Source organism: Vibrio sp. 2134-1, from assembly GCF_033339495.1.
The window spans coordinates 55,512-78,931 of record NZ_JAWOUS010000015.1 but is presented as its reverse complement, the minus strand read 5'-3'; the positions used below and the strand labels follow the sequence as shown (position 1 = coordinate 78,931).

At 40.9% G+C, this 23,420-nt stretch carries 24 protein-coding genes; all 24 read left to right on the top strand.

The genetic code is table 11. From position 1 onward, the window contains the following. Window positions 1-54: 54 nt before the first annotated feature. The 24 genes from R7R78_RS16700 to R7R78_RS16585 all read left to right on the top strand — a co-directional run bounded on the left by R7R78_RS16700 (window position 55) and on the right by R7R78_RS16585 (window position 22,245). Window positions 55-1,911 (top strand): DNA cytosine methyltransferase, encoded by a 1,857-nt coding sequence (locus R7R78_RS16700; RefSeq protein ID WP_025636632.1) that lies wholly within the window; start codon window positions 55-57, stop codon window positions 1,909-1,911. A 484-nt stretch (window positions 1,912-2,395) separates the two neighbouring features. After that, window positions 2,396-3,469: a hypothetical protein gene (locus tag R7R78_RS16695; protein WP_025636739.1), complete on the top strand. Its 1,074-nt coding sequence runs from the start codon at window positions 2,396-2,398 to the stop codon at window positions 3,467-3,469. A gap of 514 nt (window positions 3,470-3,983) precedes the next feature. Then, window positions 3,984-4,469 (top strand): hypothetical protein, encoded by a 486-nt coding sequence (locus tag R7R78_RS16690; RefSeq protein ID WP_025636715.1) that lies wholly within the window; start codon window positions 3,984-3,986, stop codon window positions 4,467-4,469. A 71-nt stretch (window positions 4,470-4,540) separates the two neighbouring features. Further along, a complete protein-coding gene (locus R7R78_RS16685) occupies window positions 4,541-5,236 on the top strand; it encodes a hypothetical protein (RefSeq protein ID WP_025636716.1) in 696 nt (231 codons plus the stop codon). A gap of 441 nt (window positions 5,237-5,677) precedes the next feature. Beyond that, a complete protein-coding gene (locus R7R78_RS16680; RefSeq protein WP_025636769.1) occupies window positions 5,678-6,322 on the top strand; it encodes a hypothetical protein in 645 nt (214 codons plus the stop codon). Continuing rightward, entirely contained in the window at window positions 6,322-6,615 is a 294-nt protein-coding gene (locus R7R78_RS16675; RefSeq protein ID WP_025636768.1) for a hypothetical protein, read from the top strand. Before R7R78_RS16680 ends, R7R78_RS16675 begins: the two co-directional genes overlap by 1 nt. 465 nt (window positions 6,616-7,080) lie before the next feature. Then, entirely contained in the window at window positions 7,081-7,473 is a 393-nt protein-coding gene (locus R7R78_RS16670; protein ID WP_025636765.1) for a hypothetical protein, read from the top strand. 26 nt (window positions 7,474-7,499) lie between these two features. Then, window positions 7,500-7,934 carry a hypothetical protein gene (locus tag R7R78_RS16665; protein WP_025636763.1) on the top strand — a complete coding sequence of 145 codons (435 nt, stop codon included), beginning with the start codon at window positions 7,500-7,502 and terminating at the stop codon, window positions 7,932-7,934. A 501-nt stretch (window positions 7,935-8,435) separates the two neighbouring features. Then, complete coding sequence (locus tag R7R78_RS16660) at window positions 8,436-9,626, top strand: class I SAM-dependent methyltransferase (RefSeq protein WP_025636575.1); 1,191 nt, start codon at window positions 8,436-8,438, stop codon at window positions 9,624-9,626. An 88-nt stretch (window positions 9,627-9,714) separates the two neighbouring features. Continuing rightward, entirely contained in the window at window positions 9,715-9,846 is a 132-nt protein-coding gene (locus tag R7R78_RS16655) for a hypothetical protein (protein ID WP_254919935.1), read from the top strand. A 184-nt stretch (window positions 9,847-10,030) separates the two neighbouring features. Then, on the top strand, window positions 10,031-10,462 hold the full coding sequence (locus tag R7R78_RS16650; protein WP_025636572.1) for a hypothetical protein: 432 nt from the start codon (window positions 10,031-10,033) through the stop codon (window positions 10,460-10,462). A gap of 50 nt (window positions 10,463-10,512) precedes the next feature. After that, entirely contained in the window at window positions 10,513-10,641 is a 129-nt protein-coding gene (locus R7R78_RS16645) for a hypothetical protein (RefSeq protein ID WP_257390153.1), read from the top strand. 513 nt (window positions 10,642-11,154) lie between these two features. Then, window positions 11,155-12,675: an LPD25 domain-containing protein gene (locus tag R7R78_RS16640; protein WP_138058894.1), complete on the top strand. Its 1,521-nt coding sequence runs from the start codon at window positions 11,155-11,157 to the stop codon at window positions 12,673-12,675. Between the two features lie 788 nt (window positions 12,676-13,463). Further along, window positions 13,464-13,757, top strand: a complete 294-nt coding sequence (locus R7R78_RS16635; RefSeq protein WP_025636822.1) for a hypothetical protein — start codon at window positions 13,464-13,466, stop codon at window positions 13,755-13,757. Between the two features lie 36 nt (window positions 13,758-13,793). After that, on the top strand, window positions 13,794-14,003 hold the full coding sequence (locus R7R78_RS16630; RefSeq protein WP_025636820.1) for a hypothetical protein: 210 nt from the start codon (window positions 13,794-13,796) through the stop codon (window positions 14,001-14,003). A 475-nt stretch (window positions 14,004-14,478) separates the two neighbouring features. After that, the gene (locus tag R7R78_RS16625) at window positions 14,479-15,069 is read left to right on the top strand and encodes a hypothetical protein (protein WP_077202324.1); all 591 of its coding nucleotides are present in this window, start codon (window positions 14,479-14,481) and stop codon (window positions 15,067-15,069) included. Continuing rightward, on the top strand, window positions 15,066-15,263 hold the full coding sequence (locus R7R78_RS16620) for a hypothetical protein (RefSeq protein WP_025636691.1): 198 nt from the start codon (window positions 15,066-15,068) through the stop codon (window positions 15,261-15,263). The genes R7R78_RS16625 and R7R78_RS16620 overlap by 4 nt, the downstream gene beginning before the upstream one ends. Before the next feature lie 1,228 nt (window positions 15,264-16,491). Next, window positions 16,492-17,022 (top strand): hypothetical protein, encoded by a 531-nt coding sequence (locus R7R78_RS16615; protein ID WP_025636817.1) that lies wholly within the window; start codon window positions 16,492-16,494, stop codon window positions 17,020-17,022. Window positions 17,023-17,490: 468 nt separating this feature from the next. Then, window positions 17,491-18,672, top strand: coding sequence for a DGQHR domain-containing protein (locus R7R78_RS16610; protein WP_025636717.1), 1,182 nt, complete (start codon window positions 17,491-17,493; stop codon window positions 18,670-18,672). A gap of 579 nt (window positions 18,673-19,251) precedes the next feature. Continuing rightward, window positions 19,252-19,590 carry a hypothetical protein gene (locus R7R78_RS16605; RefSeq protein ID WP_025636798.1) on the top strand — a complete coding sequence of 113 codons (339 nt, stop codon included), beginning with the start codon at window positions 19,252-19,254 and terminating at the stop codon, window positions 19,588-19,590. A gap of 10 nt (window positions 19,591-19,600) precedes the next feature. Beyond that, on the top strand, window positions 19,601-19,975 hold the full coding sequence (locus tag R7R78_RS16600) for a hypothetical protein (protein WP_025636800.1): 375 nt from the start codon (window positions 19,601-19,603) through the stop codon (window positions 19,973-19,975). A gap of 540 nt (window positions 19,976-20,515) precedes the next feature. Next, entirely contained in the window at window positions 20,516-20,956 is a 441-nt protein-coding gene (locus tag R7R78_RS16595) for a hypothetical protein (RefSeq protein WP_025636794.1), read from the top strand. A gap of 72 nt (window positions 20,957-21,028) precedes the next feature. Further along, window positions 21,029-21,274, top strand: a complete 246-nt coding sequence (locus R7R78_RS16590) for a hypothetical protein (protein WP_025636793.1) — start codon at window positions 21,029-21,031, stop codon at window positions 21,272-21,274. Window positions 21,275-21,819: 545 nt separating this feature from the next. Beyond that, the gene (locus R7R78_RS16585) at window positions 21,820-22,245 is read left to right on the top strand and encodes a hypothetical protein (RefSeq protein ID WP_025767165.1); all 426 of its coding nucleotides are present in this window, start codon (window positions 21,820-21,822) and stop codon (window positions 22,243-22,245) included. The last annotated feature ends 1,175 nt before the right edge of the window (window positions 22,246-23,420 follow it).

Genomic DNA, 23,420 nt, shown 5'->3' with positions numbered 1-23,420 from the left:
TTTATATAATTATGACATAGTTAAGGCAAGTGAGATCAATTGCTTGGGGGCAGTATGATAAAGGTATTAGAGAAGAAAGTTTCTCTCCATAGAAATAAACTAAGAGTATTCTTCGAAGGGCAGTATTTACTAATGGCGGGTTTTAAAGGAGGGGCTAAGTTTCAGCTTAAGTCTGACCGTACAAAGAAAGAAATTAAAATAGTTATTGATCGTTTCGGCTCTCGACAAGTGACCAACTCAAGACGAAACGGTAAAGAGCGACCTGTCATTGACTTAAAGCACGCTGATTTAGATATTTTCGGAGACCATGTAAAAGCCTACATCAAAGATGGTGAAATCCGAATTGTCGAATTGCATTCAGTCCAAGAGATTCGTGACAGAGAGCTGAGGTTTAAGGATATGACGAGAAATCTTAAGCCTTTAAACCATGCCGTATTCAGCTTTAATTCTAATTTAGTACTCCTTTCTAACGAGTTGGAATACAACTCGCCAATAGAGCTGTTTGATCTAAAGAAGAGTAGCATCAAGGCTGAAGTGATTAGCTTACAAGGTGCGCCAGAGGCTAATTGTTACTTTTACTTAATGACTGCCTTCATCAAAACACTTCAACCATCTGCAATTTTTATAGATACACAGTGGACAGATCCTCTTGAAGCCGCATTTTCACATACTATGAAAAATATGGGTTACGTAAAAAATGATGAATTGAATGGTTACTTATCTAAAAATATCACAGGGGCTGAGCTTGGTTCTGCTTCTGTTGAACTAACTCCGGCTTCACCTATCAAGAAGTTAAGTCTCGATAGAGTGATAAAGACTTGGAGGAATCTCAAACAAAAAGAGCGTGTTCAGAGAGCTATGTCAAAGTACAAAGCGAATATACCTTTATCCACTTCAGATATATTTAATGGTATAGGGGTATTGTGCTCAAGTATTTCCGATGGACTTAAGCGGAGTAAGCTTTCTACTTTCGTAAAGGTAATTGTCGAATCGAGTGAAAGGTACTTCAATGCATGTCTGCAAAATAATCCTGTGTGGGCTGTGGAGGCACCGGAAGAGCAATACGGATTAAATATGCGATTGGAGAGTGTTGATTTGTCCAGAGGTGGCGTTAGAACGGAAGTCAATTCAGGATCGCTGCCTTGCGAAGGGAGTTCCATAAGCGGCAGATCTAAGAACGGAAATAAATTTGCAGAAGCACACAAAAATACAGGCGGGTGTTTTATCGATTTCTTGCATTGGCAGTCGATAACGAATCCAATTATTTCTGTTTTTGAGAATGTTACTTCATTTACTAAATCAAACTCATACGCTGTTATCGTAGATACGTTTAGTAAAGTGTTTGGGTACAACTTTATAAATATGACATTAGCAGGTTCTCAGTTTGGTGCACTTGAAGATAGAAAGAGGCTTTGTGGTATTGGATACTGCAGCTCCTTCAAAGAGGGTTTAAAGGACTTTATGCCCCAAAAGGTAAGGACAACTTATAAATATAGCTGCTTAGCTGATGTACTCGATGATATACCTGAAACTCATGAAAGCTATAAGCCCTATACATATTTAGTGGAAAAGGAAAAGAGAGACATTGCTCAAAAGAAAGGCTTTCGACTCCAGTGGCTTAAGCCTACTGCTACAAAGGTAGGGTGCATAACCAAATCATACCAAAAGTGTCGATCTACCGATCCATTTCTAATCCATAGCAATGGTAAATTAGCTAGGTTATTTACAACTGTTGAACATGCCAAGTGCAAGCAAATACCAGAATCGTTCGTTCGCGATCTGACCGTAGGACTAGCCCACGAATGTTTGGGCCAGTCGGTGATTTACTCGGCCTTTTGTTGGGTTGGTGAATGGGTTGGTAAGTGGCTTAACAATGTGTTAAACACACAATACGAGCGAATGGCGGCATAGAATCTAAATAGAATATCGACCTGCAATAGAGCTCTTTTTTATTGCAGGTTATGAATTTCTCTCCACTAACAGGGGTTCCCCCTAGTCGCCACCGAGGCCCACCCGCCGGACTTACCCCTTGCATTACTAAGTCTCGTTCCTCGCCAAGTATTGCCGCTCATGGCTGTTGTCCACCAGCGCTAGTACGATGCCAACAAACCCCCGTTGTCACCGTCCTAGCAGAATGCTGGTGGCAATATGATTCGCCTTCGGCGAGCTAAAAGCATTTGTATCGCTTTTCTTAACGGCTTCGCCTAAAAAGCTTTCCCTCTGTCGAGCCCCATTGTGGCCCCTTTGTCCAGGCCAGAGTCAATCTAAATAGTTAATTATATTTAACATTTATTTGTGTGTTAATATGGTATTTATTGGGGGTTGTTAGTATAATTAACACATCAAATAAATACGTTAAATCATTTGTTAAACATAGATAGCTTGGGGGCTACAGATGCAAAATTTAGTTAATAAAAAAATCGAGGAATACATTGGAGAAGACAAGGATCTGCTTGAATATAAGAGCCAGCTTGATCCTTCATCAATTGAGCGAGCTTTTAATGGCCAATCTCAATTTCCTGAGCGTCACGCCGCTCAAGCAGTAGTTGACTACTGCAACGCATTACGGACATTCAAAATTTCACTTCATGAGCTGATCAAGTCCACTTCGGAAAGCGCACCATCGAAGGCGTTTAATTGTTCAGTGGAAGAAATTGTTGAAATTGAGTTTGAAGAATTTCAAAGAAAGTTAAAACGCTACTTCGATGAGTACATAAGTGCAGAGTCCAAATGTATCTCATGGCATGTAACAGGGCCAGCGAGATTCCCTGTGGCGAAAGCAGAAAAGGCCAATAAGAATAGTAGGGATAAGCTTAATCAATATGCAGATTATCCTCAGAGAGCCTTAAAAGCCATTGCAAAGAAACTGTTCCCCGATGGGGATGGTTCAGTTGTCAAAATGTCATCAGATAACCCGGTTGAGCAATTAAGAATTAAAATTAGTGAAGCGGAAACAATGCATGGCTACATGAAAATAGCTAATCGTTTAGTGCCAGCTGCATATAAAGCGTCTGAAAATGGAGAGCTTACAGATAATAGTGCTGCTGTACTTGAAAACAAGATGCTTGAACGTGGTATACCTCAAAACCTCCTTAAAACGTTTTTGGAGCCAAATCCAATAGTAAACACTTGGGGACGATTTAGCTTAGCAAACTCAAATGCTAATATCCGACGATTAAAACAACGTTTAGTCGAAGCAGAGCGAGTCGAAGAAAGTCGAAATTCAAACTCATTAGAAGGTGAATTAGAAAATGGAATTAAGCACGGGGTTATTGATGGGCGCATTGGTATTTGGTTAGGTGGTAGGCCACCGAAAGAGGTTACCCAAAGACTAAGAAAGTTTAGCTTCAAATTCTCACCAACCCGAAATAATGCATGGGTTCGCGCTCATACTGTGAATGCTGAGGCGGTATTTAAGAGAGACGTAGTACCATTTCTTGAACAGCTAGATCCTCAAACATTTGATTAAACGCTCCCCAAGCGAAAAGCCCTTGCTTACAAAGCAGGGGCTTTTTTTTGTCCGTATAAATTCAATAAAAGAAATAGAGACCTTGCAAGAAAATTTCTCTCCACTAATAGGGGATACCCCTAGTCGCCACCGAGGCCCACCCGCCGGACTTACCCCAGCATCACTAGGGCTCGTCCCTCACCAAGTTCTGCCGCTCAAGGCTGTTGTCCACCAGCGCTAGTACGATGCCAACAAAACCCCGTTGTCACCGTCCTAGCAGAAAGCTGGTGGCCACATGAATCGCCTTCGGCGAGCTAAAAGCATTTGTATCGCTTTTCTTAACGGCTTCGCCTAAAAAGCTGTCCCTCTGTCGAGCCCCATTGTATCGCCTTTGTCCGGGGTAAAGTCAACCAATATAGTTAAATATACTTAACTATATTTAATGTTTAAATGTGGTATTTTAGGGCGTATTTTAGTATAATTTCCTTAGTTGCTTATGTAACTATCTATTTTAAAACAATTGCTTGGGGGCAATATGAAGATTTCATCATTCGATAAGAAAGTAGTCATTTCATTACTTAATCAGCTGACACCCGAAAAGACTGAAACATCCACGGAGAGAAACGGCGAAATAGACAAAGTAGCCCTAGCTGTTCGATTAGGGAAAATCCGATTCATTAAACAAGAAGACCAGTATGTAGATTTAAAAGCTCTATCTGGTGACCTATTTAATCCTGATGTGAACATCGATATAAGTAAAGAAGAACTTAAGCGAAGTGAAAGTGCTTTTAGAGTGCGCGTTCATCGTGAAGGTGTTTGGATTGTCGAATCGCAATATTGGACCGGGAGAGCTTGGGAAGGTATCGAAGGTATCTCAAACAATGTTATTTGTGGCTTTGTAGGTGATGACTTTGTTGGCTCTGGATACGAACTGGATTTAGGTCGCGAAGCACTTACTGCATACAATAGCCAACCCCTAGACGCGCTTGGCTTTGTAATTGATCCGTTCCGTCAAGAATAGTAATCGGTAAATCTAACGTGTATAGAGGGCTCAATGGCCCTCTTTTTTATAAAAAGTTGCTTGGGGGCAGTATGGACAGAATCATAAAGATCAACGAAGAAAAGAAGGCACAAGTAAAAAAAGCACTTACACTAGCATTCAAGTGCGTAAATGCTATTCAAGGCAAACGTCTTAGAAGCATCCGAACCCAACCTATTCAGAGCAAATACGGAAATTCCGACAAGGTGCTAGCATGCTGGTACAAACAGGTACGTGAATTCGAAACCAAACTTGGGTACTTACTGGATGATTTAAATACGGTGCTCCCTTACCTGGAGTGGGTCAATCAAGTACAAGATTTAGGAATCAAAAAATCTGAATGCAAAGGCCAACTTTTAGAGGTTGATTACATTACATGTAATCTCCTTACCAATCTGATTTACAAGTGTACCGCTTTTACAGAATCCTCAGAACACCAAGTAGGTCGATTTACATTCCACGAAATACTTCATGAGTTCATAAATTTAATGACTGTAAGGCATGCACTTGTTTACGGGCTACCACCTAAAATTGAAACAGTCTTCCTAAAGATGATCCGCAATAAACAATCAAGCTTTTTTAAGAATGGCTTTATCCCAGATCTGTTTGTTGTTGATGCTTGCAGTGAGATCAATAACACACTTAAAGCCATTAAATGTAGTAAAGATCGCGTATCTACCCACTCTGTAGAGCCTGGGTATAAGCTTACAGCTGAAGAAGCTAGCTACTACGATTTATATATACTGTAGAAAAATTTGACTGGTCATTATGGCCAGTCAAGCGCTCTCCACTAACAGGGGTCCCCCCTAGTCGCCACCGAGGCCCACCCGCCGGACTTACCCCTTGCAATGCTAGGCCTCGTGCCTCGCCAAGTATTGCCGCTCAAGGCTGTTGTCCACCAGCGCTAGGACATTGCCAACCAACCCCCGTTGTCACCGTCCTAGCAGAATTCTGGTGGCCATATGATTCGCCTTCGGCGAGCTAAAAGCATTTGTATCGCTTTTCTTAACGACTTCGCCTAAAAAGCTTTCCCTCTGTCGAGCCCCATTGTGGCCCCTTTGTCCGGGCCAAAGTCAACAAATATAGTTAATTATATTTAACAATCATATGTGTATTAATATGGTATTTATGTGTGAGGTTAGATATAATTATTAACAGTTAATCAATGATATACATTGCTTGGGGGCAGTATGGAAAATTTAGCATTAAAGTTAGTACCCGTTTCAGAACAATTTGAATCAGAATCCTTTTATCAAACACCTGAAGAGATCAAGAAGGAGTTCGAGGTCTCCTCAAAAACTTCAATCGCACGTAAATCTGTTAGTGCCCCATTAAAACAGTTTCTCTCACAGTTCCCTCATTTAGTGTCAGCCCCAGCTTTGAACTATGCGAAAGGGCGTGAACAAGAAAGTAAGGACACTCAAGCTATATACGATTTATCAGGTATGTGTGCAGAGTACGATTACACATTTTGTCCTGATCTAGACATTCTTAAAGCGCATTACTCATTTGTATATTGTGGATATTGCACCAATGTATTGCCCCCTTTACCCAGAAAACAGGTCTGGAAAAACCTAGCTAAGCTCTGTAGTCAAGAGGGCGGCATAGTCGTTGTTTCAGCTCGCTCTAATACGGACCGAGGAATTAAGGGAGTACCGGAGTTTGATGGGTTTCGTACACTCCGAGGTACGTATCAAAAAGGATATTTTAAAGATGAGTTGTTTTTTGAGGCGAAAGAAGTCTTTTCCCACGTAATAGAGCTCAAAACAAAGGGCGCATTTAGGATGGTCATTTGTTCACACTCGAACATCAATTTAGACCAAGGGGAAGGCTAATGTTTGATATCAACAACCAATATACAACAGTTGAGCTTAGCACTGGCCATATAAAGGAAGGAGATGTAGTTGCCCTTGATGAAATCTCTAAGGAAGAATTTTCATTAGTAGCAAAACGAAATACGGGCTATTTCATTAAATTGCATACACAACACGATTTAAATATCCGTAAAGAATATTCTGACGAGCTAAATTTTATTCTTTCGAAAGCAGCCCAATTGGGTTTTAAGTGTGTAGAGTTAGATTCAGATGCAGGAGAAGAGCGATCATTGCCGATCTTTGAGTGGTCCTAACCTATAGAATTTAGCCATCGTCTCGGTGGCTAAATTGCTCTCCACTAATAGGGGTTCCCCCTAGTCGCCACCGAGGCCCACCCGCCGGACTTACCCCTGCATCCCTAAGGCTCGTTCCTCACCAAGTGCTGCCGCTCAAGGCTGTTGTCCACCAGCGCTAGTACGATGCCAACAAACCCCCGTTGTCACCGTCCTAGCAGAATGCTGGTGGCCATATGAATCGCCTTCGGCGAGCAAAAAGCATTTGTATCGCTTTTCCTAACGGCTTCGCCTAAAAAGCTGACCCTCTATCGAGCCCTATTGTGTCGCCTTTGTCCGGCCAAAAGTCAATAAATAAAGTTAAATATATTTAACTAAATTTAGTGTTGTTATGTGGTATTTAATAGTCTATTTGGTATAATGGCTATTATGGATTGGGGCAGAAATGCTTTAATCGTTGATTGATATTCAGGGCTTGGGGGCTTTATGAAAATTATCGTAACTGAAGGTGCATTTAAAGGTTGCAAGGGAGCACTACTTGAAGTGCTGGAAGATGGATTCTCTTATGTAAAACTTGAGACTTCAAAGGGTAGTGAAATTAAAGTTGTTTTGCGGGGCAATGAGTTTGACCAATATACGGAGTTTTTAACTTCAGTTCGATTTGGCTCTTCAGAGAGCAAAGCTTTCGTTGTCAGTGCTATCAATCCTAAGCATGCAGCCTATATTGCAGCCCAGAACATTAAAGAGTGTTGTAAAAATGAAAATGTTCATGACTTTTTTGTCGATTTGGTAGCTGACCGGGAATTCAATATCAGTCAAGGATTTCAGTTCTCATCCAAAGAGCTAGAGCAAGATTTGTTTACTGGCTTAATAGCTTAATCTCAAGGAGTAAGAGAGGAATATCCATGCTGAAATATATTGAAAATAGCTTAACTTCAATACCATTGTGCGAATCAAGGTTTACTTCTGGAGAGGAGGTCATTGTCGTTAATGGTTATGGCTTAGTTCTGCAAGGCTTCAAAGTGATAGGTTTCTCACAACCGTGTCAAGAGAGGCAAGCCTATATTCACTTAGATTGGGACTGCTATTGGTTCTCATTACCAGATAGCAGGGTATTTAAAACCTATGAGCTGAGCTCTTTTTATCGTATCTACTCACCAACCAAAGGATTTTTAGGTTTGGACGATGATAACAGCCTGATCTGGCTCAGTAACTCGCAATACAGTGAACTTTACAGTCAAACCACAAAAGACAATTTTTCAGCTACTTCAATGTGTGAAAACGGTGTTGCTGATGCTGTTTATGTTAAAGCATTAGACTCAGAACCTACCAGGGATTAACGCTCCCCAAGCGACCAGCCCCGGCAATATTGTCGGGGTTTTTTTTGTCTCTCGTGTTAATGAAATCATAGAACTAAAATAGAAACTTAAAATTGCTCTCCACTAATAGGGGGTTCCCCTAGTCGCCACCGAGGCCCACCCGCCGGACTTACCCCAGCATCACTAGGGCTCGTCCCTCACCAAGTTCTGCCGCTCAAGGCTGTTGTCCACCAGCGCTAGTACGATTCCAACCAACCCCCGTTGTCACCGTCCTAGCAGAATGCTGGTGGCCATATGAATCGCCTTCGGCAAGCAAAAAGCATTTGTATCGCTTTTCTTAACGGCTTCGCCTAAAAAGCTGACCCTCTATCGAGCCCTATTGTGACGCCTTTGTCCGGGGCAAAGTCAATGTGATTAGTTAATTATATTTTACTTTATTTAGTGTTTAAATATGGTATTTGTCTATGGGGTTAGATATAATTATTACCAGTTAATCAATTAGATATATTGCTTGGGGGCATTATGGAAATTACAACATTTATAGACGAAGATGGTCTGTCATTCATTCTTTCACAATCATTAGGAAATGTTGAGGTGCTTTATGACTGCGGCTCTTCCGTACTTCTAGACACCCCTAGTAAAGCGGAATACAAAAAAAAATTTGGTGCTAGTCGTCCCTCAAGAGCAATAGTTGTTCACAGCGATACAAAGCCCAATTGCTTAAAGAGTCTGTTCATTATCAACAATATGAAAATGTCGGCACCCTTAGAAGACACTTTCTATTACCAATGGCTGGAGAGAAATGAGTGCGATACTCGCCAGGTAACAGGCAATAAGATCATTGATAAAGCCAATTTTTTGAACGCTCTTGGTTTCCACCCAGACATTCACTTCATCAGTGAGGATACTTTGACTGTAATCAAGCATGCACATGACCATTTCTTTTTCAACAAACTTAATGAGAAAGAGCAATCTGATGATCACTCCATTGAACATGAACTGTCATTGCTTCTACCAATAGACAACACACTAGTATTACCTCAAAAGCAGCTGAAGCACTACAAAGCGATAAAGAACTTATTACTTAAGGCTGGAGGCAAATACAAAAAAGGTGCATTTCATTTCGAGTATAGAAACGTAGTTGATATACAAAAGAAACTTATCGAAGGAGAAGAGCTCAATGATAAGAAAAAATACCAAATGTTTTTCTCTCCGGACACTCTAGCAGATGAAATGATGATTGACTTAGATCTCAGGCCTGAACATAGATGGATGGAACCTAGTTGCGGCGATGGTAGGTGTGCAAATCGTATGGCTCGAATTAGTGATAATGGTGTTGCTATCGAGCTGAACCCTCAGAACTTCGACATGCTTAAGCATCATAGATACGCAACTCACTGTATGGACTTTATGGAGTACCCTGAGGGTAATAAGTTCGACCGTATTTTGGCTAACCCCCCATTCAATAAGCACCAGGACATTAAGCATATAAGAAAGATGTTCAATCACTTAGACATCGGTGGCCGCTTAGTTACCATAGCAAGTGATGGAGCGGTTAACGGGACCCGTAGAATTCAAAGAGAATTCCAAGAATGGCTGAAGGAGCTGGGCGCATCGGTCACTAGTTGTAAAGAAGGGACTTTCTCCGAATCTGGTACACAAGTGAAGACTGTAAAAATAGTGATTTCAAAAGGTAAATCTAATGAGTGTTAAATGTATAGCAAGACCTAAAGAAGGCGAGAGCTGTTTAATTACTGGACTAGAGGCATCTAATCTATATTGCTATGGGGAAAATTTTATCTTGAAGGAGTTGGTACCAGCTCCAGCTGATGGTTGGACCTACGAAGATTTAGAGGAGTGCTGCTCTAAGTTTGAATACGATTATGCAGATGTCTATCTAGGCGAGCAATGGATAGGCAGCACAGAAATTTAGTGGTTAATTGAGAATGCCATGGCCTTAGATTTTTTAAGGGCCATGTCACCCCAGGAATTCACTAAAGACGAACAGAGTAATAGAAAAAATACCACAACATAGATGTTATAATGTGGTATTTTAATTCGTGTTTTGTTATACTCTTTACATGGCTTGTTAATAAATTCAATTGCTTGGGGGCAATATGAGACACAATAATATTCTCATTTCTTTTGAAGAAATGAAGCAATTTCTCAAGTTTCATTACAGACATTCACGGCTATATGGCCGTAACAAAGATAATGGCTGGGATGATGGATACGGTGACCGCATTGTAGAGGCTTATCATATCGATATCATTAACGGTAAGCGCTGCTATATCTCCCGGCATGAGCACCAGAAAGCTGATGGCTTAAGTTTCTCTTCCCAGGATGTATTCAACTATATTGGATACATTTCATCAAATGACACCCTCGAGGCTGAGCTTGAAGTGTTAAAAGAAATGCTAGGCACTGACAGTCAAACAGAACCTAAGTTAGGTAAGAGCTCACATGTTACTACTAAAGATTTGGCAAAACAGAAATATGCTATTTACACGAGAATTTTAAGCCTTCGACCTCGAGCTAAAGTTTCTTGAGGATTACCAGTATAAAGTTTTATTTCGTTCGGCAACTAGGAGCTAATCTTATGAGTAACAATATTATCGCTTTCTTATTAATAGCAGCACTTTCTCCCTCGGTCAGCGCGGTGGGTCAAATCGATGAGAACGTGAAATATACCTCAATACCAACGGTTCATCATCTGAACCAAAAGTAGTAGAGATACTTCAAAACCCCTCAAAAAAACTCAGTGTTAAGCACTGAGTTTTTTTTTGTCCTGTGAACAAGATATTGAGATGAATTTTCTCTCCACTAATAGGGGTTCCCCCTAGTCGCCACCGAGGCCCACCCGCCGGACTTACCCCTGCATCCCTAAGGCTCGTTCCTCACCAAGTGCTGCCGCTCAAGGCTGTTGTCCACCAGCGCTAGTACGATGCCAACAAACCCCCGTTGTCACCGTCCTAGCAGAATGCTGGTGGCCATATGAATCGCCTTCGGCGAGCAAAAAGCATTTGTATCGCTTTTCTTAACGGCTTCGCCTAAAAAGCTGACCCTCTATCGAGCCCTATTGTGACGCCCTTGTTCGGGCCAAAGTCAATAAATAAAGTTAAGTATATTTTACTATTTATAGTGTGTTAATATGGTATTTATTGGGGGTGTGAGTTATAATGTTTTTAAGTTAAGAGAACAACTTATTCTTAATCTATTTTTCCGATGCTTGGGGGCAACGATGATTAAACCAATTTCAGTTACTGTATTATTTTCTGAATCAAAAATGCTTGAAGAGAAAGATTACTCTATCGAAGATTTTGAACAACTTGCTCATGAAGTAGCTGCAAAATGCGAACTAGGGTATGAAAAGACAGATGTTAAGGTAACTTTCGATTCTGGCACGATTTTCAATATTGACCTAAGCCTGGGTCGTGGTTGCGACAAAAGTATAAAAGAGCGCCTAGGGAAGTTGAAATCGTATGTAGAAGAATTCAAGGAGCGATTGACACGAGAAGAGCTGCTTGAGTTTGGTTTTCTAACTAAGGTCGATTTAGAAGATATCGACAACAGCAAGAACAAGGCACTTTATTCCTCTATTATTGCCGAAGAAGCTAAGCGCAAGGAAGAGGAAGAAAAGAAAGCATACGAAGAAAGGCAAAAGCGCATAATGGAACATCGGAAAGCGGTAGAGGCTTTCCAGGACAACTTATCTATCCCTGAAGATGCCCAGGCGGTTATCGTTGCCAAATTTACCTCTATGAGTGATAGATCAGACCCTTATACTGATTATTATGAAACACAAACTAATAGAACCATCATCCTGGCATGGTCAAAGCACACCCGAGATCTATTTTCTGAGATGCGTAAAGCAGCGCTAAACCACCAAGACACCGCAGCCCTATCCGACAAAGAGCTTAGTACAGAGCACAGAGAAAAGTATTCTATGGGACGAGGCTTTTATCTGACAAATAAAGATTACATTCGTTGCGGTATAGAAATTAGAAAGATAGTGCTCAACACGAACGATAAAAAATCAAGTGTTCCTTATGGAGAAATAGCTATTCCAGAAAAGAAGGTTACTGGCAAGAAAACAGAAAACAGTAGTAATCAATCCGAAGTAGACCTTAAGAACTCTATTGTTGGGAAGGCCAAGCCAATTGAGGTGATGCATCACACAAAAAAAGGCCATTTAGTTTTCGTGGTGAACTTCGAAGAAAAACAAAGCCCTGATGTTTTTAAGTCGTTGCTTTCAGTGGCTAAGGAGAACAATGGGTATTACTCAAAGTTTAAATCTGATGGCGCTATCCCAGGTTTTCATTTTACTGACCGTTCGGATGTAAATGGCTTCTTCAAATGCATTGGTATGTTGGCTGATTACTCATGCCTTAACGAGCCATCTAGTAATGGTCAGCAAGACAACTCTAACAAGGAGCCTATCAAGCTTAATCATTCCGAAGTCGTCAGCGTCGAAAGTGGAAAAGAGAAGGAAGGGCAAGGAAGTAGCTACATCAAATCTATGATTGCCAATAAGAAAAAGCAACATGAAGATGTAAAGAAATGGATTGGATTTACTAAGGTTATCACAGTACAGGTGGGTAGCTTTCCACAGGAACAGATAGATAAGCAGTCATTTCTCGATATGTCAGAGTTGTTCTTAATGTCAGAACCAATCGTTAGTAATAACACTGTGGTTTATAGCTATGAAGATACGATTTTCACACTCGAACTTGAAGCAAACATTAGCTTGAATGTACATTAGACTTGGTATTGGTTTTGGGTTGTTTTTTATGTGGAAATTATATTATTACAATTTAGGTGGGTCAGCAGTAGAGAGAAAGCCTGAACCTCTTTCGCATACTTTAGAAGACAGCCTGAACATTCTCGAGCGTAGGTTTAAAAGCCAATGCCTAACAGAAGTGGTGAAGGCTAAACATTTTTCCTTGTACTCTATCTGTGTCCCCCATAAGGGAAAGAGCAATCAAAAGTCAATTAGTGGAAGATTGCTGGTATATAGAGAACCAGCACCAGAATAACCGCTCCCCAAGCGACCAGCCCCGGCAATATTGTCGGGGCTTTTTTTTCTCTGGTGTACATAAAACCAATCAACTACAATCGAAACATAAAAATTTCTCTCCACTAATAGGGGATACCCCTAGTCGCCACCGAGGCCCACCCGCCGGACTTACCCCTGCAGCGCTAAGGTTCGTTCCTCACTAAGTGCTGCCGCTCAAGGCTGTTGACCTCCAGCGCTAGGTCGTTGCCAACAAACCCCCGTTGTCACCGTCCTAGCAGAATGCTGGTGGCCATATGATTCGCCTTCGGCGAGCTAGAAGCATTTGTATCGCTTTTCTTAACGGCTTCGCCTAAAAAGCTGACCCTCTATCGAGCCCTATTGTGTTGCCTTTGTCCGGTCCAAAGTCAATCAATATAGTTCAGTATATTTTACTATGTAAAATGTGTAAATGTGGTATTTTAGGGCGTGTTTTAGTATAATTTCCTTAGTTGCTTATGTAACTATCTATTTGAAAACAATTGCTTGGGGGCAATATGAAAACAGAGTTCTGCAATTACGATAATCTTAAAAAAGTCGCTCAAGGCCAAGCAATGCTCTTTGTTTGGCCAAATGAATTAATCAATAAATCACTCACAACAATTTCTTTTACTGATGAATCTAAAGAACTAGGTCTTCAACCACTACTGATAGACGCATTCACTGCTTCCATATTAGTAAAGGTGTTAGATGCGCTAAGAGAATCAACGCAAGATAAGGTTAAAGAGAGAATTCAAACAGACAGAGCGAACTTCTGTCTGTTCTACGAAAGAGCAATGAGTGTCATCTGACAAGCAAGATCATTTGTAAATGTTAGGAGGAAAGACATGTTTAAGTACTTACCAATAGCAGCTTTTCAAGCTGAATCGTTGCCAGAGACGAATGCAATTGCTACTACCCCCGATAAAACTGAATATTATCTAGACATAGCCGCTGCCAAGGAGCTTTCAGTATATGACCAACTGGTAGATATTGAGCCAGAAATTGCCACATTGGCTGAAAGCGGTACGGAAGTAATAAACCTAAGTGTTTACTAATTAATGGGTACTTGACCCCAGGTAAGCCGCAATGAGTAAACATTGCGGCTTACCTGCTCTCCACTAACAGGGGTTCCCCCTAGTCGCCACCGAGGCCCACCCGCCGGACTTACCCTTGCAATGCTAGGTCTCGTGCCTCGCCAAGTATTGCCGCTCAAGGCTGTTGTCCACCAGCGCCAGGACATTGCCAACAAACCCCCGTTGTCACCGTCCTAGCAGAATGCTGGTGGCCATTAGAATCGCCTTCGGCGAGCTAAAAGCATTTGTATCGCTTTTCTTAACGGCTTCGCCTAAAAAGCTGACCCTCTGTCGAGCCCCATTGTGTCGCCTTTGTCCGAGGTAAAGTCAATCAATATAGTTAAGTATATTTAACCATATTAGGTGTGTGAATGTGGTATCTTATGGCATGTTTTAGTATAATTTCTTTAATTGCTAATGTAACAATACATTTGAAAAACAATTGCTTGGGGGCAATATGACCAAAACAATAAGCAGCTTATCTATAAGCAAGAGAAAGAAGTACATAACTACCTGCGGAAAGACCATATCGTTGTGCCCTGAAATGCACATCTGTAACTATAATTACATGGATCAATATGGTACTCAGATTGCGAGAAGGAAAGAGCTGTTCCAGAAGAATGAAAATGCATATCTCTATTTTTCATACAATCTGGAACCAGGCAGTCCAGTGTATTACTTTTCGAATGGTTACAATGGGATTCACATCGATGACGTAGACCGGGAGGACTGTCTATTCTTCGGTATTATCCTCACTACTCAGATCATAGAAACGGACCTACTCATCATTTTTTTAATGTCTAAGATGCTGGTCAAAAAGAAAATCAGAGAAGGGACATATGTCTATGGCATTCATGACAAGACACTACCAGGACAGCTAGCACACCACGAAGTCGTATGGGATAAGCGCAAACAACTTTTCAACGATCATTCTGAAGTAATTAAGAAAATAAATGAGATTCATAGCTACCTTACAAGCAAGGAGATATTAGAACTCCATAAGGAGGCCGTTCATCATTCAATCACTGCTAGTAAGGAGAATGTATGAGATTAGTAGGATTAAAGGTATTCAATAAAGATAAAGTATTAAAAGGGAAGGTTACCCAGCAATACACATCCAGTACTGATGATAGGGAGGTGCTACTAATCAACGATGATTATGAGATCTGTATAGAGCAGGTTGATTACATACTCTTCACTCTAAAGCCGGATGAGCGTGGTGAGCATCTAAGAATAAAATAACCTTATGATAGCGGCTCAGGTCCGCTATCGAGCCTTAAGCCAGAAGAAAACATAATATCAGTCTCTTTCAATATCAAAGCTCTCAATAGACTACCAAAATTACATGTGTATAAATGTGGTATTTAACTCGGCCACTTGCTATAATATATAATAGTTGTTAGCAATTGCTTGGGGGCAATATGAAATTTAGAGAAATTGATGGAAAGCAACAGGTTTGTTTCGAACTGGAGGACATTCCAAGTTTTGGCAGTGACATCTGGTTTCAGGTCGAATGCTTAGATGGTCTGTATTGTTTGCTTCTTAGTTACCTACGAAATTGCGGACCAACAAAGCAAGAAGAGACGATAAATAAAAAACGTAGACTCGCATTGCTACACATAAGAAAAGCATGGTGGATAATAAAAAGACAGAGATTACCTTTAGATGTCGTCAAAGGATTTAGTGTGTCAAACAAGTTTGCAAAACTTAAAGGCTTTACAGTTCTAGGATAGATTAAACTACAAGGTAATTGAGTGATGACTGATACAAGTGATCTACGACATGTGTATAGGCTAACACAGCTTGGCAGTGGTACATGTAAGTTTGGCGACTGTGAAGTTTGCAACGAGCATTTTGATACCGGTTACTACCTAGTTCAAATGAGAGTGTATCTGAATAGATTTACCGGGAATGAACATTTGACATATTCAGGGTGTTTTACACTATTTGGTCATAAAGAGTGCTTGATTACTCAAACATGACTATATCGATGATTTTTATCATACGCTAAAAAGAGGCTCCCAAGGGAGCCTCTTTTTATTAGGTGGGTTTGTGAGATTTTAGCTCTCCACTAAGAGGGGTCCCCCCTAGTCGCCACCGAGGCCCACCCGCCGGACTTACCCCTGCATCCCTAAGGCTCGTCCCTCACCAAGTTCTGCCGCTCAAGGCTGTTGTCCACCAGCGCTAGGACGATGCCAACAAACCCCCGTTGTCACCGTCCTAGCAGAATGCTGGTGGCCATATGAATCGCCTTCGGCGAGCAAAAAGAATTTGTATCGCTTTTCTTAACGGCTTCGCCTAAAAAGCTGACCCTCTATCGAGCCCTATTGTGTTGCCTTTGTCCTTCCCAAAGTCAATAAAATATGGGAACAATAATTTATAAAATATTGTGTTATCATATGGTATATTTGTAAGGGTTAGTATATAATAACGCCAGTTTAATCAATTATTTAAATGCTTGGGGGCATGTATGGAATTAAATACTTTTACACATATGGTTACTGGAGAGGAAACTTTTATACCTGCTATGGTATTCATCCCTAACACGAACCAGCGCTTATCAGTGATGTACTGCGAAGAGTTAAAGGCGGTTGTTTGTATCAATGGGGGTTTATTCCTACCAGCTGACACTGAAGCAGCTTGCAATGGAGGCGTTGCTGGTACTCTTCAACTAGCATCGGCTTATGAAGTAGGACAGAAAGAGGACACTAAAAAAACAATCAAGCTAGGCTCATGTGAACCAGGCACAGCAACAGAATTTGGTACTGTTAGTAAGTCAACAAACACAAAACAATATAACGCTATCGTCTTATACAACTCAATAACTGGGAGTATTCATTCAGCGTATGATGACGAAGAAAAGGCAAATAGCGCTTTTGATAAAATCTGGTCATTAACGCAGTTCCCATCAATGAGGCTCAAAAAGCTGACTTACTGGTCAGACATTGGTAAGGCTCATCAATACCTAGAAGGTGTATCAGTAGACTCTTGTTGTGCTTGATATCAACAACCTGCCCAAAGCGGCAGGTTGTTGATTTGCTCTCCACTAACAGGGTTCCCCTAGTCGCCACCGAGGCCCACCCGCCGGACTTACCCCTGCAGCGCTAAGGTTCGTTCCTCACTAAGTGCTGCCGCTCAAGGCTGTTGACCTCCAGCGCTAGGTCGTTGCCAACAAACCCCCGTTGTCACCGACCTAGCAGAATGCTGGTGGTCATAAGATTCGCCTACGGCGAGCTAAAAGCATTTGTATCGCTTTTCTTAACGGCTTCGCCTAAAAAGCTGACCCTCTATCGAGCCCTATTGTGTCGCCTTTGTCGGGGCTAATGTCAATCAAAAAAGGCAACAATAATTATTAAATATTTGGTGTTACAATGTGGTATTTTTTGGGGTGAGGGTGTATAATAAATACATGAAAACAAAGGCATAGTTTTCATGTTAACTGATTTTTAAATAGCTTGGGGGCTAAAATATGTCAATTGATAAAAACTTCGCATACTCACTTCCTTGTACTGTAGGTAAGCAATTCAAACCATTTCATCTAGTGAATGTTCCAGCTTCAGTATTGGTCTCACTACTAAACATCGATAACAAGGGTAGTGTACTTAAACGTAGCCAGCGAGAGGTAAATATGAAGCGAGCGAAAGATTTCGCGAAATACCTTGTGAACAACTATAAGCGTTTTTACATCATCCCAACTATCATTGGTGTGGTTGTGTCGAAGAAAGATAAAAAGCCTGAATTTGAAGAGGTTATGGAAGGAGCGCGAGTTGGTCTACTTCATATATCTATGGATAGTTCCATTAAGCTATTCGATGGCCAACATCGTTCTGTTGGAATCGACTTCGCTCTAGAAATGTTGTGTGATGAACTCGCCGAGTTAGGTTTTGATCTAGAGAACGTAGATGTTCCTATTATGCTATATACGAACTTGACACTTAAAGAGAGGCAGTTGGGCTTTTGTGACATCAACCAAAACTTGGCCAAACCTCAACAAAGTATTTCAGATGCCTTTAATACACGTGACCCTCTTCCATGTTTAGCTCGTTACATAACTGAGAACTGCGTTGCGTTTAAAGACCTGGTTGATATGGAGCACAATACGATCACCAAGAAGTCTGAAAAGTACTTTCCTTTGAAAGCTATCAAAGATATCAACCAAATCCTGCTGGGGTTGAGTAAGGAAGTAAAAGAAATCTCTGATTCAAAGTACCAGCTAGCAAACGAGTTTTGGACTACTGTTTCTAGAGCCATGGGTTGGGGAGGCTTAGCATTCAGCGATACGTCAGCAGAAGAATTCCGTAATACCTGTATTCTAACTCATGTAGCTACACTAAAGGCTGTTGCAGTAGCTGGAAATATCGCAATGAATCACTATGGCTCTCTCGAAGCAGTTCAGTGGGATAAGCTTGAAGAACTTAACTACTCACGCGATCTAGGTACGTCTGACTTTACTGGCCGCATCATAGATGACAAGAGTGGCAATATGTCAGTGAATAAAACTAGCATTGACTTGGCTGCAAATAAACTCCTTACAACCCTGGGTGTACCACTTTCTGAAGCACGGCAAAAGTTAGAGGATCAGTACTTTGGTTCTCAAAGTATGAGCGATGATAGTGGTGACATTAATGGAGCAACAGAACAAGCCGCTTAACCAAGCTTTAATTAGAGAAGCCCTGACTAAGTTCAGGGCTTTTTGTTGCGAGTAAACAATATAACGCATTCACAATTTTCTCTCCACTAACAGGGGTTTCCCCTAGTCGCCACCGAGGCCCACCCGCCGGACTTACCCCTAAGCACTAAGAATCGTTCCTCTTCAAGTGCTTCATTTAATGAAACCCTAGAGCAATCTGATTGCCAAAGAAAAGAATTTGTCATTCAGATTGCTACCCTAGGGTGCAAAAGTTTATCTCGCTCAAGGCTGCTAGACCTCCAGCGCCATAGAAATGCCAACATAAACCCCGTTGTCATTGCTATGGCAGGGTGCTGGTGGTCTAAATGAATCGCCTTCGGCGAGCTAAAAGCATTTGTATCGCTTTTCTTAACGGCTTCGCCTAAAAAGCTGACCCTCTATCGAGCCCTATTGTGTCGCCTTTGTCGGGGCTAATGTCAATCGAAAGGACAATACTTATTTTTCAATACATCGTGTTATTATGTGGTATTTAACTGGGTGGTTTGATATAATAAATACAAGTAAGTTACTGTTTATATTGTTAAATTGCTTGGGGGCATTATGAAGACAGTTATTCAAAACATTGAAAAAGTGACTATTGGTCATATAGTAGGCGGGGTTAAACAGGAGTCAGAAGTACGTCTATTAATCATTGAATCTAAGGACGTTGGCACGTTCGCTACATGTGTAGTAGAGAATGATGAATTTGGTACAAGCTTGTATGAGGTATGTAGCGTCAAAAGTCTAGACAACATTGTTGATGATGTTCAACAAGGCAGAAAGGTCGCGCTTAGTACATGGGAGCCTACCTTAATCCCTAATGTCGAGTATGTAGCGGAGCAGTTTGAGATCGCAGAGCTATTGAGTAACAAACCAAATCACATTAGTTTATTGAAGTAGGGGCACCACTATGAGAACTGAGAAACAGATTGAGCTAATTAGTAAGCACTATAAAGACCAGATCAGTGTATTCAGCGGAGAACCGCATCTAATGGTATGGACAGAAAAAGGAACTGGCTTTGTTTCAGTCAAAGAAATGTCTCAGAATAAATTCGATGAATTCTTGAAGGTTGCCCTTAAGCGTGAAGAAAAAGCTAACAATGAAGTTAAGCTAAAACAGATTTGTGCAGATTTCGGGGTTCTAGAAATACTTCAGTCAACGGCTCAATGGCGGGATTCAATCGAATCATTATTGACCTTGTTTTCTTTTGCGTTACTTCCGACACGCCTTGTGGAGCTAGAGAAGGAGCTTGAAAGAGCAGCGTTGTCATTCGACCATCAATAGATAAATATTGCTCAGATTTACTGGGCAATATTTGCTCTCCACTAACAGGGGTTCCCCCTAGTCGCCACCGAGGCCCACCCGCCGGACTTACCCCTACATCACTAAAGCTCGTGCCTCGCTAAGTGCTGTCATTGAAATTTCATTCAAACCTAAATCACTATGGACGCCAACAAAAATCCGTTGTCATCCATAGTGCAGTGGTAAGGTTTGATGAATTTCAATGTATCGCTCAAGGCTGTTAGACCTCCAGCGCCATAGCAATGCCAACATAAACCCCGTTGTCATTGCTATGGCAGGGTGCTGGTGGTCTAAATGAATCGCCTTCGGCGAGCTAGAAGCTTTTGTATCGCTTTTCTTAACGGCTTCGCCTAAAAAGCTGACCCTCTGTCGAGCCCTATTGTGTCGTCTTTGTCCGGTCTAAAGTCAACTAGAATAGTTAAGTATATTTTACTTTATTGTGTGTTCTAATATGGTATTTATAGTTGCGTTTATTTATAATACATACTCTGAACAAATAAATATCATAGGCTTGGGGGCAGTATGAAATTAGAAGTTATCATCAATAATTACACCATTATTTGCAGTCGTTTATTCGGTTATGTTGGGAAAAACAATGTCGGTTTAGTAGAGGGTAAGTTTATTTCGATTACCTATGAAAAGGTGATCAATGATTCAATATACATGGACTCAGACATAGCTTTTATCTTAGGTACTAACTCGGATATCGACACAAGACATAATATCGTAGAAATCCTAAGTTGCTTATCAGAGGAAGGGCATCGTGGTTCTTCTTTATCAAAAGTAATTTCAATAGGTAAGTTTCTTCTAGGGAAGAAGTTTAATGAACCTAGGTTAAAAGTGATGAAACAGTTTAGGGGAAAGACGGTTTCTACTTATGAATGGGATGTGTCAGGACAACCCTTAATAATCGAACAGACCAATGAGCCAGATTCATTATTATCTAGTTTCAAACTTATCTAGTGATATCTGACATATATCAATTGAACATACTAGCTAATTGAAAAGGAATATATTAAGGGTAGGGGGAACATATTGAATTTAGCAGCATTGTTATTACGCATTTACGCAGTAGCTGACGCTCTAACATTTATTTTTGAGCGTTTGGGTTTCTCAAATGTGGCTGATGCTTTTACAGTATTTGTACTAATTGTTGGGTTTGCAGAGGCTTTCGGTCTAATAGATAAAATTGTAGAAACTATCAAAACGAAAACGAGTACAAAGCAAAGAGTAAAATTGGCGATACTTTTAATTTTAATACTAATAACTATCCAATTGTAACAAGTAAATTTGTTTCAATTGGACGCTCTCCACTAATAGGGGTTCCCCCTAGTCGCCACCGAGGCCCACCCGCCGGACTTACCCCTACATCACTAAAGCTCGTTCCTCGCTAAGTGTTGTCATTGAAATTTCAATCAAACCTAATTCACTATGGACGCCAACAAAAAGACGTTGTCATCCTTAGTGCAGTAATAAGGTTTGATGCATTTCAATGTATCGCTCAAGGCTGCTAGACCTCCAGCGCCATAGCAATGCCAACATAAACCCCGTTGTCATTGCTATGGCAGGGGGCTGGTGGCCTAAATGATCTGCCTTCGGCAGCTAAATGATCTGCCTTCGGCAGCTAAAAGAAATTTCAACGCTTTTCTTAACGGCTTCGCCTAAAAAGCTAACCCTCTATCGAGCCCTATTGTGTCGTCTTTGTCTGGATAAAAGTCAATAATAATAGTTAAGTATATTTTACTTTTGTTTGTGTTTTAATGTGGTATTTTAATCTGGTTTTGGTATAATGGAAACAGTTGGGAATACTACTGGCGGGACAAAAAATGAAAGTAACAGTTCATAACTTCTACATCACTAACGGCAAGATTATTGGTCAAGTTGGTGATAACGATATGGGTTTAACTCAGGGGAGATTCTTTAGCGCGGAATTTCAGAAAAAAACTCCAAACGCTGTCTACTGTGAACTGGGAATAAAATATGAATTCGGCAAAGCCTCAGAAACACCTATCGGAGACCTTGTGAAAGAAAAGTTGTTCGATCTTCAATTCGAGATTACGCAGGGGTCAATAGTTGCTAAGGCACAAGAGTTACTGAGAGAAACGTTTGGTGTGGAAACTACGCCTTCTGTAATTTCAGAAGTCCAGTACAAAACACGTTTAGTACGTAAATTAGAGTGGTCATTCTTTGGTCGCAAGATCACCATGACAGAGTCAATTGATCACTCTGGATATAGCGAATTATCCATTTAAGCACTTAGGGCTAAAGCCCTAAATGCTTAATTTCCCGCTTCTTGGGGGTCACCCCCGACAGCTCGGCCCCAGCCAACCCGTCATCCCCCGATCACAATGCAATATCAAAGAACTTGACATTGATTATTTCGATCTATATTTTGGCGAAGCCCTTTTAATTATTTTAAATTTAAAAGTATTAAAATATTTTAATTCTAAAGAAGGGTCTGCGTTTTGTTTAACAGACTTGTTTTTCTCCCATATTTGTAAATATCAAAAATTACACTGTCCTTTTGGGCTCCTTTCTATGACCTTTAAGTGTCCGATTACTCTCACTGTGACGTAATGCTTTACTCACTTATTAAATGTCCATCGGGTATATTAGCTTGATTAATGCCATCCAATTGCCATTACAGTCCCACCAAATAGCCACTAATCGGTCAGGACAAAAAAGACCCTTTGCCAGGGCATATCTACAACTGTGAGTAATTAAGTGCTGTGGTGGATTTATCTTAAGTTATCAACTTAAGAGCATGTTTTAGCTTTAGACAGCTCAATGTGTGATGTTGCCAAAGCGATAGGTGCGTCCATTTTTAAGATGTTAAGAGACGTATCTTTTGAAATAATGTGAATATTTTGAGTGAAGGCCAGGGGGATGTTGGGGAGAGCAACTGAGGTCTACTTAGAGCAAGGAGCTCAGAACAATTTACTTTAAAATGAGGTTGGAACCTTAATGATAACCTTCCACCTTTGTATTCAGAAATTGAAAATACTATTTATTATTTGACCTATGTGAATAACGAGGTTGGCAAGCAAATGGCTAGTGTGGCACGTGGGGCCATCGACTGTCATCAACTGACTTAGTGTATAGACAGTCAGAGCCAAGTTGTGTTGTTCCGTTAGAACCTCACAAGCGAATGTTAGCTACAAATCAAAGTATTGAGCTCCCATGATGTTCAGATGATTAGGCAAAGAAAACGTCGGTTGCTTGATTCGGCTCTTGACGTATGTGCTAACGTAGAAGCACCAAACTGGCTTAACTGACTACATAAGCTTCCAATTGTCGAGGGCTTAAATTATATATATTTGCAGCCTAAATCGTCGATTTGACGAAGGCGGTGTTCGCGAACATTTTGCATCACTGTAATACGATTAAAGTCTCGGTCAATCATGGGATTTAGCATCGGTTGAGGTAC

Bases quoted from the DNA above. Each gene is read 5' to 3' on its own strand.
- R7R78_RS16700 (WP_025636632.1), top strand. From the start codon at position 55: ATGATAAAGGTATTAGAGAAGAAAGTTTCTCTCCATAGAAATAAACTA.
- R7R78_RS16695 (WP_025636739.1), top strand. From the start codon at position 2,396: ATGCAAAATTTAGTTAATAAAAAAATCGAGGAATACATTGGAGAAGAC.
- R7R78_RS16690 (WP_025636715.1), top strand. From the start codon at position 3,984: ATGAAGATTTCATCATTCGATAAGAAAGTAGTCATTTCATTACTTAAT.
- R7R78_RS16685 (WP_025636716.1), top strand. From the start codon at position 4,541: ATGGACAGAATCATAAAGATCAACGAAGAAAAGAAGGCACAAGTAAAA.
- R7R78_RS16680 (WP_025636769.1), top strand. From the start codon at position 5,678: ATGGAAAATTTAGCATTAAAGTTAGTACCCGTTTCAGAACAATTTGAA.
- R7R78_RS16675 (WP_025636768.1), top strand. From the start codon at position 6,322: ATGTTTGATATCAACAACCAATATACAACAGTTGAGCTTAGCACTGGC.
- R7R78_RS16670 (WP_025636765.1), top strand. From the start codon at position 7,081: ATGAAAATTATCGTAACTGAAGGTGCATTTAAAGGTTGCAAGGGAGCA.
- R7R78_RS16665 (WP_025636763.1), top strand. From the start codon at position 7,500: ATGCTGAAATATATTGAAAATAGCTTAACTTCAATACCATTGTGCGAA.
- R7R78_RS16660 (WP_025636575.1), top strand. From the start codon at position 8,436: ATGGAAATTACAACATTTATAGACGAAGATGGTCTGTCATTCATTCTT.
- R7R78_RS16650 (WP_025636572.1), top strand. From the start codon at position 10,031: ATGAGACACAATAATATTCTCATTTCTTTTGAAGAAATGAAGCAATTT.
- R7R78_RS16645 (WP_257390153.1), top strand. From the start codon at position 10,513: ATGAGTAACAATATTATCGCTTTCTTATTAATAGCAGCACTTTCTCCC.
- R7R78_RS16640 (WP_138058894.1), top strand. From the start codon at position 11,155: ATGATTAAACCAATTTCAGTTACTGTATTATTTTCTGAATCAAAAATG.
- R7R78_RS16635 (WP_025636822.1), top strand. From the start codon at position 13,464: ATGAAAACAGAGTTCTGCAATTACGATAATCTTAAAAAAGTCGCTCAA.
- R7R78_RS16630 (WP_025636820.1), top strand. From the start codon at position 13,794: ATGTTTAAGTACTTACCAATAGCAGCTTTTCAAGCTGAATCGTTGCCA.
- R7R78_RS16625 (WP_077202324.1), top strand. From the start codon at position 14,479: ATGACCAAAACAATAAGCAGCTTATCTATAAGCAAGAGAAAGAAGTAC.
- R7R78_RS16620 (WP_025636691.1), top strand. From the start codon at position 15,066: ATGAGATTAGTAGGATTAAAGGTATTCAATAAAGATAAAGTATTAAAA.
- R7R78_RS16615 (WP_025636817.1), top strand. From the start codon at position 16,492: ATGGAATTAAATACTTTTACACATATGGTTACTGGAGAGGAAACTTTT.
- R7R78_RS16610 (WP_025636717.1), top strand. From the start codon at position 17,491: ATGTCAATTGATAAAAACTTCGCATACTCACTTCCTTGTACTGTAGGT.
- R7R78_RS16605 (WP_025636798.1), top strand. From the start codon at position 19,252: ATGAAGACAGTTATTCAAAACATTGAAAAAGTGACTATTGGTCATATA.
- R7R78_RS16600 (WP_025636800.1), top strand. From the start codon at position 19,601: ATGAGAACTGAGAAACAGATTGAGCTAATTAGTAAGCACTATAAAGAC.
- R7R78_RS16595 (WP_025636794.1), top strand. From the start codon at position 20,516: ATGAAATTAGAAGTTATCATCAATAATTACACCATTATTTGCAGTCGT.
- R7R78_RS16585 (WP_025767165.1), top strand. From the start codon at position 21,820: ATGAAAGTAACAGTTCATAACTTCTACATCACTAACGGCAAGATTATT.